The 23,744-nt window shown below is 68.0% G+C and carries 24 protein-coding genes; 8 read left to right on the forward strand and 16 right to left on the reverse strand.

Annotation, left to right across the window (positions count from 1 at the left end):
* Window positions 1-816: 816 nt before the first annotated feature.
* Window positions 817-1,884, reverse strand: coding sequence for an NAD(P)-dependent alcohol dehydrogenase (locus tag OIE67_RS16340; protein ID WP_326641132.1), 1,068 nt, complete (start codon window positions 1,882-1,884; stop codon window positions 817-819).
* A gap of 479 nt (window positions 1,885-2,363) precedes the next feature.
* Between OIE67_RS16340 and OIE67_RS16345 the strand changes: the two genes are divergently transcribed.
* The 3 genes from OIE67_RS16345 to OIE67_RS16355 all read left to right on the forward strand — a co-directional run bounded on the left by OIE67_RS16345 (window position 2,364) and on the right by OIE67_RS16355 (window position 4,925).
* Window positions 2,364-3,758 (forward strand): NADP-dependent succinic semialdehyde dehydrogenase, encoded by a 1,395-nt coding sequence (locus OIE67_RS16345; RefSeq protein ID WP_326641134.1) that lies wholly within the window; start codon window positions 2,364-2,366, stop codon window positions 3,756-3,758.
* Window positions 3,755-4,318 (forward strand): YbhB/YbcL family Raf kinase inhibitor-like protein, encoded by a 564-nt coding sequence (locus tag OIE67_RS16350; protein WP_326641135.1) that lies wholly within the window; start codon window positions 3,755-3,757, stop codon window positions 4,316-4,318. Before OIE67_RS16345 ends, OIE67_RS16350 begins: the two co-directional genes overlap by 4 nt.
* Window positions 4,319-4,490: 172 nt before the next feature.
* Window positions 4,491-4,925, forward strand: coding sequence for an ester cyclase (locus OIE67_RS16355; protein WP_326641136.1), 435 nt, complete (start codon window positions 4,491-4,493; stop codon window positions 4,923-4,925).
* 52 nt (window positions 4,926-4,977) lie between these two features.
* Here the strand turns inward: OIE67_RS16355 and OIE67_RS16360 are convergent, their stop codons facing one another.
* The 4 genes from OIE67_RS16360 to OIE67_RS16375 form a co-directional block, all read right to left on the reverse strand.
* On the reverse strand, window positions 4,978-5,949 hold the full coding sequence (locus OIE67_RS16360) for an RNA polymerase sigma factor (protein ID WP_326641137.1): 972 nt from the start codon (window positions 5,947-5,949) through the stop codon (window positions 4,978-4,980).
* Window positions 5,950-6,090: 141 nt separating this feature from the next.
* Window positions 6,091-6,933 carry a GNAT family N-acetyltransferase gene (locus OIE67_RS16365; protein ID WP_326641138.1) on the reverse strand — a complete coding sequence of 281 codons (843 nt, stop codon included), beginning with the start codon at window positions 6,931-6,933 and terminating at the stop codon, window positions 6,091-6,093.
* A gap of 555 nt (window positions 6,934-7,488) precedes the next feature.
* Window positions 7,489-7,923, reverse strand: a complete 435-nt coding sequence (locus tag OIE67_RS16370) for a VOC family protein (RefSeq protein WP_326641139.1) — start codon at window positions 7,921-7,923, stop codon at window positions 7,489-7,491.
* Between the two features lie 75 nt (window positions 7,924-7,998).
* Complete coding sequence (locus OIE67_RS16375; RefSeq protein WP_326641141.1) at window positions 7,999-8,688, reverse strand: type 1 glutamine amidotransferase domain-containing protein; 690 nt, start codon at window positions 8,686-8,688, stop codon at window positions 7,999-8,001.
* Between the two features lie 363 nt (window positions 8,689-9,051).
* Here OIE67_RS16375 and OIE67_RS16380 point away from each other — a divergent pair, with 363 nt between their 5' ends.
* The 3 genes from OIE67_RS16380 (at window position 9,052) to OIE67_RS16390 (ending at window position 12,428) form a co-directional block, all read left to right on the forward strand.
* Window positions 9,052-10,668 carry an FAD-dependent oxidoreductase gene (locus tag OIE67_RS16380; RefSeq protein WP_326641143.1) on the forward strand — a complete coding sequence of 539 codons (1,617 nt, stop codon included), beginning with the start codon at window positions 9,052-9,054 and terminating at the stop codon, window positions 10,666-10,668.
* A gap of 290 nt (window positions 10,669-10,958) precedes the next feature.
* Complete coding sequence (locus OIE67_RS16385) at window positions 10,959-12,242, forward strand: CHRD domain-containing protein (RefSeq protein WP_326641145.1); 1,284 nt, start codon at window positions 10,959-10,961, stop codon at window positions 12,240-12,242.
* Between the two features lie 27 nt (window positions 12,243-12,269).
* A complete protein-coding gene (locus tag OIE67_RS16390; RefSeq protein ID WP_326641148.1) occupies window positions 12,270-12,428 on the forward strand; it encodes a hypothetical protein in 159 nt (52 codons plus the stop codon).
* Window positions 12,429-12,498: 70 nt separating this feature from the next.
* Here the strand turns inward: OIE67_RS16390 and OIE67_RS16395 are convergent, their stop codons facing one another.
* Window positions 12,499-12,645, reverse strand: coding sequence for a hypothetical protein (locus tag OIE67_RS16395; RefSeq protein WP_326641150.1), 147 nt, complete (start codon window positions 12,643-12,645; stop codon window positions 12,499-12,501).
* Window positions 12,620-13,030, reverse strand: coding sequence for a hypothetical protein (locus tag OIE67_RS16400; protein ID WP_326641151.1), 411 nt, complete (start codon window positions 13,028-13,030; stop codon window positions 12,620-12,622). The genes OIE67_RS16395 and OIE67_RS16400 overlap by 26 nt, the downstream gene beginning before the upstream one ends.
* A gap of 951 nt (window positions 13,031-13,981) precedes the next feature.
* Here OIE67_RS16400 and OIE67_RS16405 point away from each other — a divergent pair.
* Window positions 13,982-14,599, forward strand: a complete 618-nt coding sequence (locus tag OIE67_RS16405) for a GNAT family N-acetyltransferase (RefSeq protein WP_326641153.1) — start codon at window positions 13,982-13,984, stop codon at window positions 14,597-14,599.
* Window positions 14,600-14,675: 76 nt separating this feature from the next.
* On the opposite strand, the gene OIE67_RS16410 is transcribed toward OIE67_RS16405, so the two are convergent.
* From OIE67_RS16410 to OIE67_RS16420, 3 genes are all read right to left on the reverse strand, one after another.
* Window positions 14,676-15,230, reverse strand: coding sequence for a DUF3307 domain-containing protein (locus OIE67_RS16410; RefSeq protein ID WP_326641155.1), 555 nt, complete (start codon window positions 15,228-15,230; stop codon window positions 14,676-14,678).
* A 283-nt stretch (window positions 15,231-15,513) separates the two neighbouring features.
* Window positions 15,514-16,305 carry a hypothetical protein gene (locus OIE67_RS16415; protein WP_326641157.1) on the reverse strand — a complete coding sequence of 264 codons (792 nt, stop codon included), beginning with the start codon at window positions 16,303-16,305 and terminating at the stop codon, window positions 15,514-15,516.
* A gap of 483 nt (window positions 16,306-16,788) precedes the next feature.
* Window positions 16,789-17,856 carry an NAD(P)-dependent alcohol dehydrogenase gene (locus tag OIE67_RS16420; protein WP_326641159.1) on the reverse strand — a complete coding sequence of 356 codons (1,068 nt, stop codon included), beginning with the start codon at window positions 17,854-17,856 and terminating at the stop codon, window positions 16,789-16,791.
* 229 nt (window positions 17,857-18,085) lie between these two features.
* On the opposite strand from OIE67_RS16420, the gene OIE67_RS16425 reads away from it, so the two are divergent.
* Entirely contained in the window at window positions 18,086-18,631 is a 546-nt protein-coding gene (locus OIE67_RS16425) for a YbhB/YbcL family Raf kinase inhibitor-like protein (protein ID WP_326641161.1), read from the forward strand.
* Window positions 18,632-18,707: 76 nt separating this feature from the next.
* Here OIE67_RS16425 and OIE67_RS16430 read toward each other — a convergent pair whose 3' ends face one another.
* The 6 genes from OIE67_RS16430 to OIE67_RS16455 form a co-directional block, all read right to left on the reverse strand.
* Window positions 18,708-19,253 carry a peptidase inhibitor family I36 protein gene (locus OIE67_RS16430; protein ID WP_326641163.1) on the reverse strand — a complete coding sequence of 182 codons (546 nt, stop codon included), beginning with the start codon at window positions 19,251-19,253 and terminating at the stop codon, window positions 18,708-18,710.
* A gap of 54 nt (window positions 19,254-19,307) precedes the next feature.
* The gene (locus tag OIE67_RS16435; RefSeq protein WP_326641166.1) at window positions 19,308-20,543 is read right to left on the reverse strand and encodes an MFS transporter; all 1,236 of its coding nucleotides are present in this window, start codon (window positions 20,541-20,543) and stop codon (window positions 19,308-19,310) included.
* Window positions 20,544-20,707: 164 nt separating this feature from the next.
* The gene (locus OIE67_RS16440) at window positions 20,708-20,830 is read right to left on the reverse strand and encodes a hypothetical protein (protein WP_326641168.1); all 123 of its coding nucleotides are present in this window, start codon (window positions 20,828-20,830) and stop codon (window positions 20,708-20,710) included.
* 60 nt (window positions 20,831-20,890) lie between these two features.
* Window positions 20,891-21,319, reverse strand: a complete 429-nt coding sequence (locus OIE67_RS16445) for an MEKHLA domain-containing protein (RefSeq protein ID WP_326641170.1) — start codon at window positions 21,317-21,319, stop codon at window positions 20,891-20,893.
* A gap of 83 nt (window positions 21,320-21,402) precedes the next feature.
* On the reverse strand, window positions 21,403-22,773 hold the full coding sequence (locus OIE67_RS16450; protein ID WP_326641172.1) for a PepSY-associated TM helix domain-containing protein: 1,371 nt from the start codon (window positions 22,771-22,773) through the stop codon (window positions 21,403-21,405).
* A 138-nt stretch (window positions 22,774-22,911) separates the two neighbouring features.
* Entirely contained in the window at window positions 22,912-23,496 is a 585-nt protein-coding gene (locus OIE67_RS16455; protein WP_326641174.1) for a CHRD domain-containing protein, read from the reverse strand.
* Between the last annotated feature and the right edge of the window lie 248 nt (window positions 23,497-23,744).

Consider the following 23,744-nt stretch of genomic DNA (forward strand, 5'->3'; position numbering starts at 1 on the left):
GGGCCGAGGGCCGTCCGGAGGTCGTTCCATTCGTGGCGGGCATGACGGAAAAGAACATGCGGCAGCCGGGACGGGAATCAGATCCAAGGGCTGATCATGCCTTGTGCACGAATGTCAAGAGAAAGAGAGTTGCGGGCTGTTCAGGAGGATCGGGACACTCACCGTCACACAACCCGCCCGTCACTCAATTGCTTTTCATGTTGGCCTGAACCCTTTCTGCTGCCCGCTGGATCGCTCGGGCCGATGCGTGTCGCCGCCGACAGCAGGAATGGCCATAACGCTATTTCCGCGAGTTGATCACATGACGTGTGTGACAGCCGTCACAAGCTTGGGCGAGGTCGTTTTCGTATCAGCTCATCGTCAGCGGACCTCGGTCGCTTGGCAGCCTGAACAGGGATGATGGCATTGCTTGAGCAATTCGTCAAGGACGCTCAGCGTGAATGATCTCGATATCGCACGCCTCGCCAGGTCCCGAAATATATTTGTTCCCCCATTCTCCGGACGCCTGGCGTGAGGCCATTCATCCGGTCGAACGACATCATGAATGTCGCGCCGCATAGAAAAACGCGGAAGGTGAACGATCGCGACGGCTCCGTTCGCATCAGAAGCGTCCGCCTGCTCAAGACGGCGCGGTGCGCGGCCGGATGCACAAGAGCGGCCGCCGGCAGGCCGGCCACAGCCGGCCAGGCGGACCGGACGCCGACACAGCAGCGGCCGGGCAGGTGCCAACGCACCTGCCCGGCATGATCCATGACGCCGCAGCCTGCCTGCGGTCCGCGCGGCTGTCCTGGTGCGGCGGCCGGTTCACCGCGGGTGTCAGTCGAAGACGACGACCTGGCGGCCGATCACATCGCCGCGTGCCAGCGCATCCAGCCGCTCGTTGATGTCGTCCAACCGCACCGGCGTGACCGTATGCGTGATCTGCCCCTGCCCGGCCAGGGCCAGGACCTCGGTGAGGTCGTTGTAGTTACCCCAGAACGATCCTGTGAACGTGCGCTCGCCGGACACGAACGGGAACAACGGCAGCTCCACGCGCTGCCCCATCAGCCCCACCGACACCAAGGTCGCCTCGTACGCCAGCAGCGAGGCATTGAGCGCCAGTGACTCCGGAGCCCCCGAACAGTCCAGTACCCCATCGGCCTCCTCCCGGCCGGTCAGCTCCCGGAGCTCGGCCCGGATCTGATCACTGGTCTTACCCCGGGTGTTGATCGTGTGATCGGCGCCGTTCTCCCGCGCCACCGCGAGTTTGTCCTCGCTGCGGGCGAAGGCCACCACCGTCGCACCGCCCCCGAGCAACCGCGCGTACTGCACGCCGTAACTACCCAGCCCGCCGATCCCGCTGACGATCACCGTCCGCCCCGCCCCCAGCCGGCCGGTGGCCTGGAGCTTCTTCATCCCCCGGTACGGGGTCACCCCAGCGTCCACCAGCGGCGCCAGATACCGCGGCTCCAGATCGACGCCGGCGCCGATACCGACCACGTGCCGGCTGGGCACCGCGACGTACTCCGCGAACCCTCCGGGCGGACCGAACCCGATCCACCCCCCGCTGCCCGTGCACAGCTGCTCGTTGCCCTCGTGACATTGACGGCAGGTCCCATCTCCCCATGCCGGGTCCACCACCACCATGTCGCCCTCTGCCAGGCCCGCCGACGCCGGCACACCTGGACCCACCTGCGCGATGTGGCCCGCGACCTCATGGCCGGGGATGTAGGGGAAGGCCAGTTCCACCGGGAAGTAGCCGTCCAGCAGCTGGTAGTCGCTGCGGCACATGCCGGTCGCCGCGACTTTGACGAGCACCTCGCCCGGCCCCGGCTCAGGAATCGGAACCTCATCGATCTGCAACGGCTGCTTGTACCCGTGCATTCGAGCCGCGCGCATCCTCATGACGCCTCCTCGTCCTTCGTTCGTCGCTGTCGTCGAGTGACGCTAACCGCGGCAAGTGGAAGGCTTGTTGATGCTGACTGAACCGTTTTCGCGGCCGATTCAGCAGCGTCGAACCTGGCGGTCACCGTTTCCCGGGTAAAGGCCAGAAGTTTCACCGCGAAATCGTTGGTGCGATGGCGTCCTCAACAGCTTGGTCGCCGGGACGCCCGGTCGCGATGGGCGGCGGGTTTCCTTCGTTCACTGGTCGTCAAGTACGGACCCCTTACAGTGCGGACATCAGCGAGGTGGCCGCCCGGCCGACGCCTGAGGCTGCGGGGACCGGGTAGGCGCCAACGTGCAGGCACGAAACGAGCGGCGTGACCGGTGGCGTCGACGGGGGTCGGAGCGTCAGGTGAGCCGCCGGCGCCCGGTGCGAGACGTGCCGGGGCGATGGCCCGTCGCACGTCCTTCGGGCCGGCGAGCGAAAAGGAGACCATGTCATGGCGATCGCCACAGTCAACCCGGCGACGGGTGAGACGGTCAGGACATTCGAGGAGCTCGGCGAGGCCGAGCTGGAGCAGAAGATCGCTCTCGCGGACGAACGATGGAGGACGTACCGCACCACCGGCTTCGAGGAGCGGGCCGCGTGCATGTACGCCGCCGCCGACCTGTTCGAGAAGGAAGCGGACCTGGCGGCGGAGCTGATGAGCACCGAAATGGGCAAGACGCTGGCCGCGGCCAGGAACGAGGCGCTCAAGTGCGCTCATGGCATGCGCTACTACGCCGAGCACGCGGCCGGATTCCTGGCCGATGAGCCACTGGCCGACCCGTCGCGGGTCGGTGCGACGCGTGCCCTGGGCCGGTACCAGCCGCTGGGCCCGGTGCTGGCGGTCATGCCGTGGAACTTCCCGATGTGGCAGGTGATGCGCTTCGCCGCCCCGGCGCTGATGGCGGGTAACGTCGGGCTGCTCAAGCACGCCTCCAACGTCCCGCAGTGCGCGCTGTACCTGGAGAGCGCCTTCCTCCGGGCCGGCTTCCCCGAAGGCTGCTTCCAGACGTTGCTCGTCTCCTCGCGGAGGGTGGAGTCGATCCTGCGTGATCCGCGCGTGGTCGCCGCGACGCTGACGGGAAGCGAGCCCGCCGGCCGTTCCGTCGCCGCGATCTGCGGCGACGAGGTCAAACACACGGTGCTGGAGCTGGGTGGCAGCGATCCGTTCGTCGTGATGCCTTCGGCGGACCTGGAGCGCGCCGTGGCGACGGCGGTGGACGCGCGAGTGCAGAACAACGGGCAGTCGTGCATCGCGGCCAAGCGCTTCATCGTGCACACCGACGTCTACGACGCCTTCACCGAGAAGTTCGTCTCCCGCATGCGCGATCTCCGGGTCGGGGATCCGTTCGAGGCGTCCACCGACGTCGGGCCGGTGGCCACCGAACAGGGCCGGGCCGACATCGAGGAACTGGTGGACGACGCCGTCGCCGCCGGGGCGAGCGTACTGTGCGGCGGACGGCGTCTCGACGGCCCCGGCTGGTTCTACCCGCCGACGGTCATCGCCGACATCACCCCCGGCATGCGGATCTACCTGGAGGAGGTCTTCGGCCCCGTCGCCTCGCTGTACCGGGCGGCCGACATCGACCATGCCCTGGAGATAGCCAACGCCACCGATTTCGGGCTGGGCTCCAACGCCTGGACCGCTGACGAAGCCGAGCAGGAACGGTTCATCGCCGACCTGGAGGCCGGCCAGGTCTTCATCAACGGCAAGACGGTCTCCTACCCCGAACTGCCGTTCGGCGGGATCAAGCGCTCCGGTTACGGCCGCGAGCTCGCCGCCCATGGCATCAGGGAGTTCTGCAACCTCAAGACCGTCTGGATCGGCGACGAAGGAGCCTCGTCATGAACGTCCGAGCCGTGGTGGGTGCTGATCCGTATGCGCGGTTGCCGCGTGTGGCTGCGTTCGGGGTGAGGAGTGGCACGGTGGGTGATGGTGATCCGTGGCCGGTGGCGCAGATGCATGTGAGTGTGGGTGGTGGGGATGTGTCGCCGGAGTTGTCGTGGTGGGGGGCTCCGGAGGGGTCGTTGAGTTTTGCGGTGACGGTGCTGGATGTGGATGCGCCGACGGGTTCGGGGTTTTGGCATTGGGCGGTGGTGGGGGTCGCGGGTGGTGTGTCGGGGTTGGCGGAGGGGGCGGGGGATGAGTGGGGTTCGGGGTTGCCTGAGGGGGCTTATCAGTTGCGCAATGACATGGGTGAGGCGCGTTTCATGGGTGCGGCTCCGGCTGCGGGGAGTGGGCCTGATCGTTATTTCGTGGTGGTGCATGCTCTTGATGTCGAGGACATCGGTGTGCCGGCTGGTTCGACGCCGGCGTGGTTGGGCTGGGTGATGTCGAGTCATGTTCTGGGCCGGGCGATCCTGGTGGCCACCGCCGAAATCCCCGCCCAGGCGGAGGGCGGCACCTGAGGGCCATGACGGCGCCCGACGGAAAGCCGGAGTCGCTGGACGAGGACGCCCGGCGGCCGGCGCGGTGAGCGCAGCACGGGTGGCCAGCCGGGGGACGGCGGCCTTCTCTCTGCCCGATTCCGGTTGTTAACCTGGGCATATACGCCTGGAGTGCGAACGGGGGTGGGTGCTGATGACCAGTGCCCGGGAGCTCAAAGACACGGTCGTGGACGCCTTCAACCAGCACGATGTGCCTGGCATAGTCCGCTGCTTCGCCCCGCGGGCCGTCCTCGTCTCACCCACGGGGCTGGCCGAGGGCAGAGAGCAGATCAGCTGGTACTACGAGCATCTGTTCGAAGGGTTCCCCGACATCAAGTTCACCGCCTGGAACAAACCGTTGCTCGACGATCCCGCCGTCACCGAGTACATGTACACCGGCACGCACCAGGGGCCCTTCCTGCTCGCCGACGGCAGCGTGCTGCAGGCCACGGGCCGGCACATCGCGGTGCGCGGTGTGGCGGTGTGCAGCATCGAGAACGGCCTCATCACCACCGACCGTGACTACTACGACCAGCTGGAGTTGTACGCCCAGCTCGGCATACCGTTCAGGACGAAGATTCCGGCCTAGTGCCGTGCCCTCTCCGGGCGGGGCAGGACGGCCGTGATCCGCGCCGTGGCCGTCACCGGCGGCCGTGGCAGCATCGGCAGACGGCGTCCTCGTCGCGGTGCGGGTGGAACAGCCGGATCTCCCGCACGCGGTTCGCCTGGAGGAAGTTCACCCAGATGACGGCCGGTGGGCAGTGGAACGGATCGTCGGGTGGGCTGATGAGGCTGTTCTCCCAGATGACGACATCGCGGCCGACCACCACATTGGCGGAGTTCTGTCGTACGCCGGCCTCGAGGTCGCGGTTCATCGCGCCGAGCAGCCAGTCGATGCCCTGAACTCGCTTACCCTTCATCGTGGTGACCTCCACCTCGGGCGAGCAGAGGTCTTTCAGCGCCTGTGCGAAGGAGCCGTGCCGGGCGGCCCGCAGGGTTTCCTCCGCCTGCCTGCGGCGTACCTTCTCCTGCACGGCCACGTCGTCGTGAGTCATGTTCGCCGTTGCCAGCAGCGCTTGCGACAGCTTGGTCCGTGCCTGGTTCAGCCGGCTGCGCACGGTGCCGACCGGCACATCGCACAACTGCGCGATGTGCTCGTAGGCGGTGACGTCGGTGAAGTAACGCAGCATCGTCACCAGGCGCAGACGGGGCGAAAGCTCATCGACGGCGTGCCAGACCCAGTCCCGCAGGGCATGACCGTGCAGCAGTTCCTCTGGGTCGGGCTCCCCCCGAGGAAAAGTCAGTGTCTCGACATCCTCAACCGGTATCGGTGTCGCGGCGCGAAGCTGCATCCGGCAGGCGTTGCGGACGATCGCCCGCAACCACGGTGCCACGGCGGCAGGATCACGCAGATCCCCGATACGGCGCATCGCGATCATGATGGCGTCCTGGAGAGCGTCCTCGGCATCGGGACCGCATCCGAGGATGCTCAACGCCACCGCTCGCATGTCCGCCTGATGCCGGACCAGCAACAAGCCGAGTGCATGGACGTCACCGGCCTGAGCCTCGTGGACGAGGTCGACGTCCGTGACGGTCTCGCGCAGGCCACTCAACAAGCTTCCTTCCAGAGTGCGGAGAAGTACTCATTCGCGGCCGGTTGACGAGCTCGGCCACAGGGATCCATCTGTGCGCGGCCGGCATGAGTGATGCTCGGCATCCGCGTGGCGCGAGGCCGCTTCCGGGCGCCGAGCGCCCTATCTCCCGGTCGAGGACCGCGTGCTCACTGCCCAGTTGACGCGCTCGTACAGGGGTACGAACCCCGCCCTCTTCATGTTGTGCAGGGACGAGTTGTGCGTACCCGGTGCCTCGGCCCCGGTCTCGGTGAAGATCACCCGGCAGCCGGCCGCGATGGCGTCGGAGATGCGCATCCTCAGCATCGCGCTCTGGGCGCCGCGCCCTCGATAGGGCGGCAGCGTGGCGGCACCCAGGAGTTGCGCCGTCTCTCCGCCGATGTACATTCCGGCCGCCGCGACCACCTCTCCGCCGTACCGGACCACGTAGGCGCGGACGTCGGGCCGCGCGGCGAAGGCGGCCGTCATCGCCACCAGTGGCTTCTCGGCCATGTCGAACCCGCGCATCAGCATCGTGGCCCATTCCTCCGCACTGCGCGCGTCCACGCGCTCGACCGGCGGACCGGCGGACGCGGCCGGCACGCTGAGCGACAGGTCCCGAGCGAGTTTCACCGAGGACGTCCCCCGATACAGGCCGTGGTCGGCGCAGATCTTCTCCCAGCCGGGAGGCAGCACCGAGGGCGCGAGCTGCAGCACGGCCGAGGAGTCGTCGCGCGCCCGGTAGAAGTCGCAGACCTCGCCGATCAGATCGGCTGTGACCGGCCCGGTGAACCCGAAGCCCAGCGCCTTGCTCCAATAGCGCGCCGGATCTTCTCGCATCGACAGGAGGACTCCGCCCGCGAGCCGGGCGCACTCGATGCCCAGGGCGTCGCGCACCTCGGCCGGCGCGTTCGACTCGAACCGGTACAAGGCCTCGGCCTCGGACCATTCGGCCCAGGACGGCTCTGGACGCAAGAAGGTGACCATGAACTCTCCATGACAAGGCTGGACCACGGCTGCACAGCAGCTCGGTCCGAATAATGAGGGGAAACGCAGCGGTGTCACGTCGGAATGACGGAAGCCGCAGGTCGGCACAGCCCGCGTCGCTATTGATGCGGGCCGGCGGATACATTCTTTCCCGGCGCCGTCCCGAAAAGCAAATCGCCGCCCTGTCGTGAATGGCGCGAGTAAACGATCAGAGCCGCCGTTCCGGCTTATCGCGGCACGCCGAGCAGTAAGGGCAGGTGAGTTGCCGATCGCCAGTAAACCGGCTCAACAGCGGATTCGGTTCGCCGGACCGGCGTCGTGACGTTTATCACACGGGAGTCGTACGAGTATTTTTACGCAGAAGTCGCTGATCACCATCGGCCAATGAATGGGAGCGCATTTCCCTGCTGAGCCGCCATCCACCCGGGCCTTCCAGGACGCCGTTCACGGCGATCACCGTCGGCGTGCCCCGCGGCTCCGGCGGGCGGTCCGGCACACCGCGAACCGGCTTCCGCTGGTAGGCGGGAGCCGGCTCGCATCAGGTGACGGCAGAAGTCAGACGCCGACCGCCATGACCTCCAGCTGGATGTTGTCGATGTCCCGGAAGACGACGACCGAGTACACGAAGGGCTCCTTGACGCTCTGGATGCCGGAGTGCGCGATGCCGAGGCCGTCGAGCCAGTCCGACCACGCGACCAGCCCCGCACGCCCCTCCACGTGCAGGGAGACGTGGTCGAGGCCGGTGCGGACCTCGTCGAACTCCTCGCCCTTGTTGCCGGCGTTGTGATGCAGTCCGATGGCCAGGCCGGTGCGCGGCTCGATGACGAGCTCGGCGTACCCGGTCCATTCGCGGCCATAGTGCGGGAGCGTTCCGTCCACGAGCTCGGCCTGAAAGACCTTCTGGTACCAGGCCACGCTGGCCTGCAGGTCCCGGACGGTGAAGGCGACATGGTGCAGGCCGCTGAAAGAGGGTGCGATCGCGTCGCTCACTGGGGTTCCTCGTCCATGAGTGGGTGTGGATGATGGTGTGCCGCCGGCCGTGGCCGGACAGTGCGCATCGGCGCGCTAGGCCGCCCCGTCGCCGGCCAGCGCGACCAGCTCGGTCGCGGCGGGGCCGGAGGAGGCCGGGTTCTGCCCGGTGATCAGCAGTCCGTCGGTCACCACGTACGGCTCGAAGTCGCCCGCTTTGGAGAAGTCCGCGCCCTTGGCGATCAGCTCGTCCTCCACCAGGAAGGGCACCACCTTCGTCAGGCCCATGAACTCCTCCTCGCTGTCGGTGAAGCCGGTCACCCGCCGGCCGGCCACCAGCGCGCTGCCGTCCGGATTCCTCGCGTGACGCAACACTCCGGGCGCATGGCACACCAGCGCCAGCGGCTTGCCCGACGCCGCGATCCGCTCGATCAGCCTGATCGACACCGCGTCCTCGGCGAGATCCCACAACGGACCATGCCCGCCGGGGTAGAACACCGTGTCGAAATCATCGGCCGACACGGTGTCCAGCCGCACTGTCGCCGCCAGCTGCGCCTCGGCCTGAGCATCGGCCTCGAACCGCCGCGTCTGGTCGGTCTTGAACTGTTCCTCGTTGCTCTTGGGATCGAGTGGCGCCTGCCCGCCCTTCGGCGAGGCCAGCGTGATCTCCCACCCGGCGTCCTTGAACCGGTAGTACGGCGCGGCCAGTTCCTCCAGCCAGAACCCGGTTCTCCGTCCCGTGTCCCCCAGTTGGTCGTGCGAGGTCAGCACGATCAGAACCTTCACGATCTCGCTCCTCATCTCGTTCGCGGACACTCTCGTTCGCCGACGTCGCGCGCTTGTCCGAAATGTACGGGGGGCACTCTTGACGAATACTGAAAGCACTGTTGACGGCGAATGGACCCGGAGTGGAGGTGTCACTCCACGGCGTCTGATGCCTGGAGGCGACACGATCGACGGCCGGTCAGGCGCTTACCGAGTTCTGCCGGGAACCCGCCGGTGTGGCGGGCGAACGGATGGGCCGCGCGCGCAGGCGGGGCCACCGCCCTTCGATGGGTCTGACCTCGAAGGACGCGGCCGGCCGCAGATCGTCGGGTCACCCGTGCGCCGTCAAGTGGCCGTCGACCGGCGCGACCTATCATGCCGGGCATGGCTACCGAAGACAGCAACCCGCGCGTCCTCGATGAGGAGCAGGTGGACCGTCTCGCCCGCTACGGCGAGCCGGAGGAGGTCCAGGAGGGGCAGAACCTGTATGCCTCCGGTGACAGTTCCTATGACTTCTTCCTGTTGCGGACGGCGACCGTGGACGTCTTCAGGGACGCCACCGTGGTCGAGCCGGAACACCTGGTCCACCGTCGGGAACCGGGGGAGTTCCTCGGCGAGCTGAATCTTCTCACCGGTCAGCAGGTCTATCTGACGGCCAGGGTCGTGAGGGCCGGGACCGTGGTGCGGATCGCGGCGGCGGAGTTGCGCCGGGTTCTCGCCGAGCAGGTCGACATCGCGGACGTGCTGATCGAGTCGTTCCGGGCGCGGCGTGATCTCCTGCGATCGTCGGCCGGCAGCGCTCTGGAAGTGGTCGGCAAGCCTGACGCTGCCGAGACGCTCAGGTTGCGAACGTTCGTGACGCAGATGCTGCTGCCGCATGCATGGCTCGATGCGACGTCGCTGTCCGGTCGTGCGCTGATGAGATCGATCGGCGCGGCCACGGACGATCTTCCGGTCGCGGTGGCGGGCGGAACGGTGCTGCGCCGCGCCACTCCAGGGACGGTGGCTGAGACGCTCGGCCTGACCTATCATCCTGCGGCGTGCATCCCGGATCTCGTGGTGGTCGGCGCCGGGCCGGCCGGCCTCGCCGCCGCCGTCTACGGTGCCTCCGAAGGGCTGGCCACCGTGCTGCTGGACGGCAGCGGGCTCGGCGGGCAGGCCGCGACGAGCGCCCGGATCGAGAACTACCTGGGCTTCCCGCAGGGCGTCAGTGGTGAGGAACTGACCCGGCTGGCGATGATTCAGGCACTCAAGTTCGGTGTGCAGATCTTCTCGCCCTGCAAGGTCACAGGGCTGGACCTGTCCGAGGAGCGGCGGCCGGTCGTGCTCCTCGCCGACGGCTCCAGAATCGAGACCTCTACGGTGATCGCCGCGACCGGGGCACACTACCGGCGCCTCGAGATCCCGCGGTGGACGGATTTCGAGGAGAGCGGCTGCATCCGCTATGCGGCGACGGAGCTGGAGGTGCGCCGGTACGACTCGCAGCCGGTGGCCGTGGTCGGTGGTGCCAACTCGGCCGGGCAGGCGGCTCTGTCGCTGGCCGCTCACGGCTGCACGGTGCATCTGGTGGTGCGTTCCGGCGACCTGGGGGCGAAGATGTCGGCATACCTGGCCAACCGCATCCTGGCCGACCCGCGGATTCACGTCTGGACCGGCAGTACGGTGCGGCGACTCGGCGGGGACGAAGCGCTGACGTCGGTCGTCATCGCGAATGCCGGCGGCCGCTCGCAGCGGCTGGATTGCCGGGGACTGTTCTGCTTCATCGGGGCGGCGCCGGCCTCCGAGTGGATGGAGGGTGTCACCAAGGACGCCGGCGGCTTCGTCCTCACCGACAGCCGCCTGCCCGCGATCGGGCACAACACCAGGCTGCCGTTCCAGACCAGCGCATCACATGTCTTCGCCGTGGGAGACCTCCGCTCAGGCTCGACCAAGCGCGTGGCCACGGCGGTCGGCGAAGGAGCGGGCGCCGTCTCCTCCGTCCACACCGTCCTCGGCAGCTGAAGTAGCGGCCTCTCAAAGAGGGCTGTGGACACCGGCGTCCGAGTTTTCGGGGGACAGCCCGGTTGTGCTGGGTTTCACGATGCCGCTGCGGTTGACTTGTAGCGCTCAAGCCTCGTGAAGGATCGCTATGCCCAATTCTCGGCCCTTCCGGTCACGGCCGGAGGATTCTCCGCTGCTCTCGGCCGTTGTGTGTATTTTTACCGGCTGTTTCGACTGATCTCTCGCGGCGTCCTGGGCGTACTGTCTTTCGGTGCTGACCGGATTAATTCAGTCTTTCGAGAGGTTTCAGCATGTCAATTTTCAAGGTTGTCGTTCCAGGTGTTCTGCTGGCTTCTGCCCTGTCCGCTCTTCCCGCTTCGGCGCACGCATCCGGCGACGAGGTGTATCTCGCCGCCGGGCTGCGCGGCGCCGGCGAAGTGGGCACGCCAGGTGACAAGGACGGCCGCTCGACGGTCGTCCTCAAGATCAGCGGTGACGAGATCACGTTCGCGATCCGATGGAACAGGATCGGCAAGCCGACCGCCGCTCATGTCCACCTGGGAGCCAAGGGCGTCAACGGCGAGATCAAGCTCAACCTCATCACCACGCCGATGCCCAAGGGCGTGCTCGGCGTCAGCGGTACCGTCAAGGCCGGGCCCGATGTGGTCAACGCGCTGCTGGCTGGGCCCGACGGCTTCTACGCCAACCTGCACGACGCGAAGCACCCCAAGGGTGCGCTGCGTGGGCAGTTCCACCGGCTGAGCAAGCCGATCGACCTGCGCGGGGTACTGCACGGCAGCAACCAGGCCACGCTGTCGGCCGGCGCGAGCGGTGCTCAGGAGGTCCAGGAGAACGACGGCAAGAAGCGCGGCGACCAGGACGGTCAGGCCGTCTGGTGGTTGCGCCGCAGTGGTTCCGCCCTCGCCTATACCGCTTCCTGGTCCAAGCTCGGCGCGGTGACCAACGGTCACGTGCACAAGGGCACGGCGGGCAAGAACGGGCCGGTGGTCGCGGACCTGTTCGCGGGCAGCCTGCCGGCCAACCTGACCGGCGTCGCCGGCGAGACGCCACTCAGCGGCAAGATCGCCAAGCGCATCACCGACAAACCCGGCGGCTACTACACGAACCTGCACACGACCGACTTCACCGGTGGAGCGGTCCGCGCCCAGCTGTCCGACCAGAAGTTCACGCATCCGCGTGCCGTCACCGCCGACGTGCGGCGCGGCTCGCAGATCTACTCCTGCACCCGGCAGCCGTCCGGATCCTTCGCCTTCACCCAGCTCGGCGTGACGGCCAAGCTGCGGCGTGGCATCGACCACTCGTTCGTGACCCCGGCCGCCGGTCCGCCGCAGTGGATCGCCCCCGACGGCAGCGCGGTGCGCGGCACGGTCGTCACCAAGACGCCGAACGGCGACGGCAACATCCCCGAACTCGTCCTCGACGCGACCCAGGCGGGCGCGAAGACCGGGCTGCTCGCGCACGCCACCCAGATTCTGCGCCTGAACACCGTCGGCGGGGTCGCTCCCACCGGCGCGTGCAAGCCCGGCTCCGAGGTCAAGGTCGCCTACGGAAGCGACTATCTCTTCCTCGGCTGAAGCTCCGCCCGATGCCAGGAGCCCTCTGTGCGGAGCAGCGTCACCTTTCTCACCACGGTCGCCGTCGCGGTCTTCCGCAGAGCCCGTCTCCTGTACGCGACCGCCCTGATCGAAGATTCACCGGCCACCGACCAGGAGGCTCCGCCACTACAGGGCGCCACGCGAGGGTGCACTCCCGAGGTGTGACATCGCCCCCGATCCGGCTTCCCGGAGACGTCGCGCCCAGAAGTGGAGCCGAGGCTGAGCGGGGCCCTGCTCAGCTCTCCCAGGTGAGCCCGAAAGCGTCGACGGCCGTCCACGAGGCGCCGATCGCGCAATGCGCCGCCAGACCCGCCTCCCCCAGGGCGGCGACGGCGCGGTCGCGGATCGCCGCGAGGTCACGGGCGTCGTCGGCGTCGGGCACCAGCCCGACGGCGTCGTAGGCCCGGGAGGTGAAGCCGAGCATCGGCCTGCTGGTGATCGCCGTCGGCCGAGGCCAGCGCACAGGCGCCGAGCCCCAGGTAGGGGAGCATGGACCGGTGGCCTTCGCGGAACACCTGGTCACGCACGTGAGTCAGCAGGACACGGGCGCGATCACGGTTGCCGAGACGTAACTCGGCCAGGGCCAGCTTGTGCTGCTCGGCCATCACCATCGCGGGCAGCCGCAGCGCCTCGTACAGGTCGATGCTGGCGAGGTGGCGCCTGCGCGCCTCGAGGTGGGCCCGCTCCGCCTCTGTCGTCGCCAGTCGCAGCACACCTGCGAGATCGCCGCGGCGGAAGGCGGCGCGGGCCTCGTTCTGGAACGTCATGCGCCGCAGGCCGCCTCGAACGTGCTCGCCCGAGGTGAAACCCTGGTCACGGCCTTGGCGAACACGGTGCCTACGCGCATGACGGCGTGCGGGCATGAAAGTCTCATGGGTTCCGGACTCCTGAGGTGGGGTGCGCGGCGGAGCGGGGCCAGGAAGGCCCGGCGTGGTGGATGAAGGAAGGTCAGTCGCCCCTCCGGTGCGGGAAAGACCAGGTCGGCACCGCGACGAGCGTCCCTGTCCTGACCACGGACACCGCGACGATCGCATCGCCGAGAGCCGGATGGAGGCCCGGCTTCTGTTGCCGCGACCCCTTCTCGCGCCCCGGTGGCCTGCGGGATCGGGGTCGGCAGCGGTGGAGCGCGGGTCTGCGGACCGGGTGCGGAGCACCGCCGGAGGCGCCCCGCGCAGGGGGCGTTCCCTGGCGACATCACCGTCCGAAAAGGGGTCTGTACGTGCTTTCACCTGCAGGAGGACGGTGTGGCCACGCTAGGCTCTGGCATGTCCGGGCAAGACGACACGTAAGGCTCTGAAGGTGGGACCGTGGTGAACACCGTCAGGCCGGTGCCGCCACTTCGGCCGTTCCCACGTCCCGGTCGTGGGCTTGCTCGGTGGGACGCCTTGATGGGGGCTGCGATCCTGCGCCGCCGCCGGATGCCGGAAGCGTGATTGACGGCGTCTCCGCGTTCCCGAACCGGCCGCCACTCTGCTGAGCAAGGGAAACCGCGGCAGGGGCGCAACCTTCTGATCAACGCTTGAGCGGCTGGACGTACCGGGCCGGTCCGTCTATGGGACGAAGTTGAGCCGGGCCGCTCGACGCCGCTGAGGTCAGGAAAGTGCTGGTTTGAGCACATATGAGACCATATGCGTCTTTCTGCGTAGATCGGCCGGGCAGCCCGCTCTAACGTCTGGGACGTCTCTCACTGCGGCAGTACCGACCGAAGGAATGCCCTCATGCCCTTCATGCGCCTCCGCGCCACCGACGACGAGTTCGCGGCCGGCACTTCCGCCCCGGCGGACGGCATCGATCCAGCCGTCGTCCGTAGCGCGCATCCCATGGTCGACACGCCGGTCGGCGACTGCGCACTGCGCCTGGCCGACGGCACCGAGGCTGACCTCCACGCTCTGACGCCGCACTTCCGCCAAGCGGTCCACAACCTGCACGAGCGGTGTTCTGCCGCCTCGCGCCGCTTCCGCTACTTCTCCGCCATGCCGAGCCTGCCTCCGCGCATGTTCGACCGGCTCTGTGACCGCGGTCGCGGCATCTCCGTGGCGGCCTGCCACGACGGGCAGGTGCGAGCCATGGCGAACCTCATGTACTGCGCCGAACCCGGCGCGGCCGAACTCGCCTTGCTCGTCGAGGACGCCTGGCAGGGCCGCGGCCTGGGCGCCCAGCTCGCCCGCACCCTCGTCGACACCGCCCGTGAGCGCGCCATGGCCGAGGTCCGAGCCAGCATCATGGCGCAGAATGAGCGGATGCGCCGCCTCATGATCAGCCTCGGAGCCGCCCTTCGCTACACCGGCGACCCCGGGGTCATCGAAGCCCGCCTGCCGCTGACCGTCAGGGCCTGAGGCTGTACGCGAGGAACGTGAGCTGACGCGGGCGTGAACGGTCCAGGACGCCCGGCTTCGTCCGGGTGAGGCCCGCTCAACGGGAAAGTGCGTCCATGGCGCGTGTGTGCGCCGCGAGGCGGCGCTCCACCGTCAGAGCGGCTCCCACCACCGCACCCGCGCCTGCCGAGACCATGACCAGTCCGGTGACGTCGCTGACCGCGACCGAGAGCACCACCGCGATCAGCATCGCGCCCGTGTGCAGCGACTGGTCAAGCACGTACGGCGCCTCCACCCAGCCATGGCACTTCTTCAGCTCGATCAACCGGCGGACGATCCAGCGGCGATCGATCACGGCGTGTGTGCTGGCCGACACCACGAGCGCCGTCGCCATGCTGACGATCTCCAGCGGCACCACCACGCACACCAGCGCCAGAGCCGCCGCCTGCGTAGCGGCGTAGCCGGCGACGTGCCGTAAGCAGGCGCCCCAGCCGGTCCACGGCGGCACTCCGGCGGCCAGCGCATCCGGATGCGGGACGCTCTTGGCGGCCGCGACAGCGCTGCTCTGCACTACATGATCACCGACCTGGTGGCCCGCATACAGAGCGGCGAACATGACGGCGGCGAACGCGGCCGCGGTGGCATCCGACACAGGGGGGTCCTTTCCTTTGTACCTGGCAGACAGGGAGGGGGCAGCTGCGCGCTTCCGCCAGAGGCTGAGCTTCGGCCGGCCAGTCTCGAGCCCTCAACGGCAAGGGACCAGAGCGGCCTGCGGGCCCGTGATCAGGTCGTCACTTCCGGGGGAGTACAGCGATCTTCACGAGGCGTTCCCCGACCCCGAACGACCGAAGGGACAGGCTCGCACGAAGGGGAGGCGCTGGCCCCGACTCAGGCTCAGCCTGCCGGAGTACCGGCGAAGATGACCATGTACTTTTTCACATACCAGGGACCCATCGTTGCAACCTCGTTGAGCGTTCGCTCCCGCCTCCGGGAACGGACTCCGCCGCGGGCACCAGCGCTGGCGGCGCGCCGTTGTGGAGCACTCGGGCCAGCGAGCCGGGAGTGATCAGCGACGACGGCGAGGCGTAGAGGTTGGCCACCCGCTGGAAACGCAACGCCAGCTCCGGATCGCGAGCGGCGGCGGTGTGGAAACGCTCCAGGTAGGCGTTGAGCAGGCGTTTCTTCGGGTTCACGGCGTTGGTGGCGTGATGCAGCCGAACGTCGTCGTCGACGGTGATCTGCCACGGCCCGTCCACCACCTTCGCGATCCGCTTGAAGAACGGCAGGGGTCGCAGGTCGGGCTTCAGCAGTTCCAGCGCCTCCAGCGCGGCGACCGTCATGCCCTGGCCGTACCTGGGATTGAACGCGCAGACGGCGTCCCCTGTCACGAGCAGACCCTCGGGGAAACGGGTCAGCTGTTCGTAGCGGCGCCTGATCCCGGCTGGGTTCCGGTACACCTGCAACTCCCCGATGGGCTGGGCGGCGGTGACGAGCTGGTGCAGATCGGGTGCCGGCAGATCGGCCGCGAACGTGGCGAACCCGTCCAGGCTGGGGTCCGGGGCCTGGCCGTAGCCGACCAGAGTGACGATCCAGCGGTCGTCCTCCATCGCCAGTGCCACTCCGCCGCGAGGCTTGCCAGGGGTGGGGGCGACGACGACGATCAGATCGCCGTCGAGGTCGCCGGGGCGGCGACGGAACTCACGCGTCCCGTACCGTACGTCCAACATGACGCGCTCCTCGGCCGGTGGCACGATGCCCAGCTCGTCCAGCCAGAACGGCGTGCCGCTGCCCGCCGTGGCCGCAGCGTCACAAGAGCCGGCCTGGTCGGCCGCTGTCGGGTCGCCTGCGGGCCGTCGGAGGAGAGGGGAAACGCGCTCGGCTTCGCCGTCACTGCCCCGGGGTTCAGGTTATTCACACAATTTCGGGTACCGGACGCCGACGAGCATTGACACAGGAGAAGTTGCCCCGACAGCGCGGATGCCTTCGCTGAGGACACTTCACCCGCGCGGGGAGACGTGCATTCCGGAAAAGTGAAAGGCCCGGACAGTTCTTGTCCGCTGAACGGCGGTCCGCTGAGTGGGTGGTTCAAGACCGGAGCGCCGTTACGGAATTGTTTTGTTTCGGTGCGCGTCGGCGTCTTTCTAGATGCGGGGTGCGGGCCGGCGTGGACTGTTCGCCGGCCGCACCCTGATCGGCATCGACGAGAATGGTCAATCGAAGACGACGACCTGGCGGCCGATCACGTCGCCCCGGCCGAGCGCGCCCAGGCGGTCGTTGATGTCGTCGAGCCCGACCGGTGTGACGGTGTGCTTGACCCGGCCCTGGGCGGCGAGGGCGAGCACCTCGGTGAGGTCGTTGTAGTTGCCCCAGAACGATCCCGAGAACGTCCGTTCGCCGGACACGAACAGGAAGATCGGAAATTCGACGCTCGTGCCCATCAGGCCGACCGACACGAGAGCTCCTTCCGCTCCCAGGAGCGAGGCGTTGAGCTCGAGGGACTGCGGCGCTCCTGAGCAGTCCAGGGCGCCGTCGATCTCGCCCCGGCCGGTCAGCTCCCTCAGCTCCGCCCGCATCTGGTCGGGCGTCTTGCCACGGGTGTTGATGGTGTGGTCGGCACCGTTCTGCCGGGCTACGTCGAGCTTGTCGTCGCTGCGGGCGAAGGCCACCACGGTGGCGCCGTCGCCGAGCAGCTTCGCGTACTGGACGCCGTAGCTTCCGAGCCCGCCGATGCCGCTGACGACGACCGTGCGTCCTGGGCCGAGCCGTCCGGTCGCGCGTAGCTTCTTCATACCGCGATAGGGGGTCAGCCCGGCGTCCACGAGAGGTGCGAGCTGGTGCGGCTCCAGCCCCGCGTCCGCGTCGATGCGGATGAGGTGGCGGCTGGGGACCGTGACGTACTCGGCGAATCCCCCGGGCGGGCCGAAGCCGATCCATCCGCCGCTTCCCGTGCAGAGTTGTTCGTTGCCCTCATGGCACTGGCGGCAGGTGCCGTCGCCCCAGGCGGGGTTGACGACCACCCGGTCCCCTTCGGACAGGCCGGTCGATCCGGGCACGTCCGAGCCCAGCTCGGCGACCTCGCCCGCGACCTCATGGCCAGGGATGTAAGGGAAGGTGAGATCGAGGGGGAAGTAGCCGTCGATGAGCTGGTAGTCGCTACGGCACATCCCGCACGCCAGCACCTTGACCAGCACTTCGTCCGGGCCCGGTTCGGGCACCTGGACCTCGTCGATATGGAGTGGTTGCTTGTAGCCGTGCATCCTTGCTGCGCGCATGTCCATGACGCCTCCTCTCAATCCTGTTCGGATCACAAGACACGGAGTTCGCGTACAGGCTCAAGGTATCCCTAATCGCTATAAACATGAGGAAAAGGTAAGCAATCTCGCATTTGCTCGATTTTGGTATCAAGCTTCACCTGTACATAAGGGGTACAGCCATTACCTCGCCGTGGAAATCCGTTCGAGCCGCGGCCTTAGCCTGGGAAGGGATGACCGATGGGGGAGGCCACAAATGGTGACTCGAGCCGTGGTGGGTGCTGATCCGTATGCGCGGTTGCCGCGTGTGGCTGCGTTCGGGGTGAGGAGTGGCACGGTGGGTGATGGTGATCCGTGGCCGGTGGCGCAGATGCATGTGAGTGTGGGTGGTGGGGATGTGTCGCCGGAGTTGTCGTGGTGGGGGGCTCCGGAGGGGTCGTTGAGTTTTGCGGTGACGGTGCTGGATGTGGATGCGCCGACGGGTTCGGGGTTTTGGCATTGGGCGGTGGTGGGGGTCGCGGGTGGTGTGTCGGGGTTGCCGGAGGGGGCGGGGGATGAGTGGGGGTCGGGGTTGCCTGAGGGGGCTTATCAGTTGCGCAATGACATGGGTGAGGCGCGTTTCATGGGTGCGGCTCCGGCTGCGGGGAGTGGGCCTGATCGTTATTTCGTGGTGGTGCATGCTCTTGATGTCGAGGACATCGGTGTGCCGGCTGGTTCGACGCCGGCGTGGCTGGGCTGGGTGATGTCGAGTCATGTTCTGGGCCGGGCGATCCTGGTGGCCACCGCCGAAATCCCCGCCTGAGCCTTTCAGCCGAGGCGTGGGACTCCCGTCCCGCATGGTCCGTTGACCGGGAGCGGTCCGGGCCGGCCTCCGGGTGTCAGCAGAACCGCTTCACGTGGTCGACCTGCTCGTTGTAGCGGCCCAGCGAATCGAGCACCTGGCCCTGTTGAACTCGGACGAGAGTCTTGTCGTAACGGTGGCCGTTGGAGCGCTTGCCGCGGTCGTCATGGTTGATGAGGTTGACCCGGCTGCCGGTGTTGTTCCAGACGAACGACATCATGTCGTTGAAGCCATGACGGCCGAGGTCCATCCACTCGTTGCACTTCAGGTACACCCCGATCTGCGTCAGGGGTGGCTCGGTCGTGAAGTCCTCCCCGGCCCAGAAACAGAAACTGCCTTTCTTGCACCAGGCTTTCTTGTCGAGCCGGTCGGCGGACGGAGCGGCGAAGGTGTGGACGACCTTCCCGTTCGCGTAGCTGATCTCATTGACGGCGGTCCGCCTTCCCCTGGGAACGCGTTCGAGGTGGCGGCCACGCCGAGCGTCAGCAGCCTGATGACAGTGGTGGTCATCATCATGTCCTTCGTGGTCGGGGCGGTGGCGGCAGTCGGCGACACCTGCTCGCTCACAAGATGCGTCGAACAAGCCGGAAGCCCAGGTACCACGGGGGCGCACTGACGATCGTCCTGCTCGACGATGTCAGGAACGGCCGCGCCGGAGCGGTGCCATTCGCGGGACGACGGCGGCGAAGACGAGCAGACCGGCGACGGTCAGCGCCACCCCGGCCCAGGCCGTCGAGAGGGTGCCCAGGCCCACGGCCAGGGTGATCGAGCCGCCGACGGCGCCCAGCGCGTTGGCCAGATTGAGCGAGGCGAGATTGAGGGCGCCCATCAAAGTGGGGGCCTCGGGGGCGTACGTGGTGAGCAGCACCTGGATCGTGGGGATGGCGAGCATCATGGTCGCCCCGACGCCGAACAGCGCGGGCATGAGCACCCAGACCGTCCCACCCGCTATGACGATCACGAGCAGGAACAGCAGGACGCTGGAGTAGCCGATCACGAGTCCCCGGTGGGGGTAGCGGTCGGCGAGGCGCCCACCGGCCTGGTTGCCCGCCGCCATGCCGAGGCCGAACACCGCCAGAGCGATGGGGATCAGCGAGTCGTCGGCCATCGCCGCGTCCGTGATGTACGGCCCGATGAAGGTGTAGACGGCGAAGATGCTCGAGATGCCGAGGGCGGCGACGACCATGATCACCCAGACCATGGGGCGGCGCAAGGCGCCCAGCTCATGGGAGAGAGGTTCCCCGTCGAGATCGGAAGTGGTCGGCACCCACGACAGGATGGCCAGGCCGGCGAGCAATCCGATCCCGGTGACCACGCCGTACAGGGCCTGCCAGCCGGCCTGTTGTCCGACGAAGGTGCCGAGGGGCGAACCGAAGATCGTCGCGACCGTCAGACCGGCCATGACGGTCGCGAAGGCTCTTCCGCTCTTGCCCGGGCCGTAGACGTAGGAGGCGACGACCGCGCCGGCGCCGAAGTAGGCACCTTGGACGGTGCCGGTGATGAAGCGGGCTCCGATGAGCATGCCGACGTTCGTCGACAGCGCCGACATCAGGTTGCCGAGCAGGAACAGCACGACGAGCCCGAGAAGCAGGTGCTTGCGGTTGAGCCGGGCGGCCGCGATCGTGATCACGGGGGATCCGATCATGACCCCGACCGCGTAGGCGGTCACGGCGTACGTCGCCTGCGGGATGGAGATGCTCATGTCGGCGGCGAAGAGCTGGATGATGCCGTTGCTGCCGAACTCGCCCGTGCCGATGGCGAAGGTGCCGAGCGCGAGTGCGAACAGGGTGAGCTTGGTGCTCCTGGTGGCGCACTCAGGCGTGTGGCGCTCCTCCTCGGCCTCGCACTGCGCTCGGTAGGCGCTGGTGAGCACGAGCACTCCTTTCGGTGCCGCCGGGGGCGGACGGTGTTGCTGCGGTGGGAAGGCACGTGGATCCGCAGGCCCACGAGGCTACGGAGGCCGAGTTGAAGAAGAGTGAAGCCGCTGTGAATCCGGCTCTCGCCTCTGGGCAGGCCGCGCGTCCCCAGAAGCGGGCCTCACGCTTGCGTGGCCTCCACCGTGACGGCCTGCCCGGCGGCGTCGAAGCCGCGTACGGTCGCGCGGTCGGAGCGGGGGACCGACGCGCCCACGCCCCGCGCGGCGTACACGCTCGCGAACATGTTCTCGACCAGCGCCGCCGGCTCGCCGGCGAACCTGGTCTCAGGAGTCCGGCCGGGTCATCAGGCGTCACGCCAGCGGGGGAAGACGGCCGCCTGCCCGACGAGCGCGCCATCTTCCACCAGGTTCCACATCGTGACGTCCTCGATCCAGAACCGGCGGCCGGACTTGGCGATGCGCTGTCCGCGGTAGCCGGTCGCGTAGTTCTTCTCGTGCACGGCGTCCAGGAGCCGCTGCCGGTCCTCGCGCCGGTCCGGCTCCGCCGAGAACCGGGACGGAAGGCCGACGAACTCGGCCCAGTCGTACTCGAAGCACCGTTGGGCGGTGACGTTGGCGTAGGTGAAGCGGGGATCGTCCGCCCTGTCATGAGCCAGGACGCCGAAGGGCGCGTCCTCGTACAACCAGCGTGCGGTGGCGCCGGGGCCTGCGAGCGGGATGCCGACGAAGCGCAGATGGCAGTCCGCGAGCAGGGAGAAAAAGTGATGATCCACGTCGAAACCGTTCTATGTCGATATTTCCCGCATGAGCAGGAGCTCCACCGGCCCGGAGCCGCGAGGGCGCGTCGTCCGTCTCGTCAGGCGGCCTTGACGCGTCTTCCCCGGAGGATGTCGAGGATGAGGAACGCGGCGAGGGAGATGCCCATCAGGGGCAGGAAGACGCTGACGATCACGGTCAGGAGCGCCAGGGGAGTCAGGGTGATCCAGTGCAGGCGGCGCCATCCGCCGCGCGGGGGAGGCATGGGGAGGCCGCCGTGCGGTCGTCGCCGCCACCACATACGGTATCCGAGCGCGATGAGTGTCATGAGGCCGGCCGCGAGCGCCATGAGCAGGAGCTGGCCGGGCAGACCGAACAGCAGCCCCATGTGGGCGTCGATACCCCAGCGGGTCAGCTTGGCGGCCAGCGGGTAGTCGGCGAAGGGCAGGCGCGCGGTCACCTGGCCGGTGGCGGAGTCGATCGCTATCTGGTCCAGGTGCACGGGCCACTGTTTGTCGATCTGGCTGACCAGATAAGGACCGCCGGCCGCGGCGGGCCAGGCGATCTCCAGCGGTCCGGACAGCCGCGCGCGCGTGGCCGTTTCCGCGACGTGATCCACGCCGATCGCGGGGGCCGACGGGAGGTGGCCCCCAGGGTGGTGGGCGGCGTGCTCCCCGGAAGCGGTGGAGATCGCCGGGGTCTGCCAGCCGAGAGCGGCGCGTACGGCGCCGACGTTCGCTCCGGCGTAGGTCGACCAGGTCAGGCCGGTGGCCGACAGCAGCAACAGGCCCAGCACGGTCCACACGCCGATGCTGCCGTGCCAGGAAAGGACGCGTCGGGCACCGCTGGTGCGGCGTTCGGGAAGAACCACCTGGCGGCGACGACGCCGCCGCCTGGTGAGCCACAACAGCAGGCCGCCCAGTGCCACGACCCAGAGCCAGCTCGCCGCCAGTTCGCTGTAGAGGCGTCCGGGCTCGCCGAGGTGCAGGTGGCGGTGCAGAGCGGAGATCCAGGCCCGTACGGGAAGCGCGCCGGAGCTGCCGTAGCTGGGCAGCGTCCCGCGGATGCGCGCGGTGTAGGGATCGACGAAGACGGCCGATTTGGTGCCGGCCGGCAGGCCGGGGGCGTCGAACAGGACCCGGGTGGTGCGGCCCGCTTCGGCGGCCGGTTGCACGGCGCTGACCTTGCCGCGGGGCTGAGCCGCTTGCGCGGCCGCGACCTGCTGGGACAGGGGCAGCGGCGTTCGCCCGACCGGCGCGGTCAGTTCGTCCGCGTAGACGACCTTCTCGATCTGGAGGGAGGCGGCGTACAGAAAGCCGGTGAGGGCGGCGATCAGAAGGAAGGGCGCGACGAGCAATCCAGCGTAGAAGTGCAGCCGCAGCACCAGCGGACGCAGGTCCGTCCAGGCCGGTCCACGCGTCTGTGGCGATGCCGGTCGCGGCGCGTCGGCCGTCCCCGGCGGGGATGACATGCCGGCAGGGGAAGTCATGAAGCGGTTCTCCGTTTGACTCGGACGCACGTAGGGGCACGTGCGCGACGAAGGCGCGCGGCGGATGGCCCGGCCGGGCATGCCGTCGTCGGTGTGGCATGCCCGGCAGGGGTGGGTGGTCTACCAGCGGTTGCCGGTGTGGAGCTGGCCGCGTACGGCGCCGTCGGGGAACTGGGCGGTGTGGAGGTTGGCGTACCACTTCTTGGGGTTGGCCTTGATGTCGCGCAGGAGGCTGCTCTTGACCCGTACCGAGCCGAAGGCGGTGTTGCCGCGCAGTCGGCTGTTGGACAGCAGGTCGATCACCACCGGGCCGTTCACGCCCGCCTTGCCGCGGTGGATGTGCAGGGCCGTCGGCCTGCCGGTGTTACGCCACTGCACGAAGAAGTAGAACCGGTCTCCGCTGATCCGGAACTTGGCCGCGGCCACACCGTTCGGATCGTTGACCTTCTTGCCCCGCTCCGGCACCTCGTTCCTGCCGAACAGCGTGGCGGAGAAGTAGTACTTCCTGAACGAGGCGACCGAGTGGGTGCCGGCCGAGGAGGAGGTGGCCGTAACCGCCTGGGGGGTCTGGGGAGCGGCGGCCGCGGGTGCGGCGATCATGGTGCCGAGAGCCAGTGCCGCGACGGATCCCGCCGCCACCGCGCCAGCGACCTTGCGGCCTCTCGACATCCGCTCGCTGCTCACCGGCTTAAACATGTTCATCATAACCCTTTCCTGACTGTCCCTTGGATCTGGTTGTTACTCACGACAGTAGAAAGGACACTAGTGGGGTTTCTGTGGATAAATTCACGTAAGGCGTGTGATGAATGCCACACCCGTCTTCGCTTTCATCAAATCCGCAGTTCAGATGCATGATCGCAATGATCGGATGCGCCGCTGATCAAAGCGGCCGAGTATCGGCGATCTTTGTTCGCACCATTCTTCCGGAGCTCCGGAAAAACCCCTTACCGATG

Origin of the sequence: Nonomuraea fuscirosea, assembly GCF_035917475.1 — a bacterium.
GTDB classification, from domain to species: Bacteria; Actinomycetota; Actinomycetes; order Streptosporangiales; family Streptosporangiaceae; genus Nonomuraea; species Nonomuraea fuscirosea.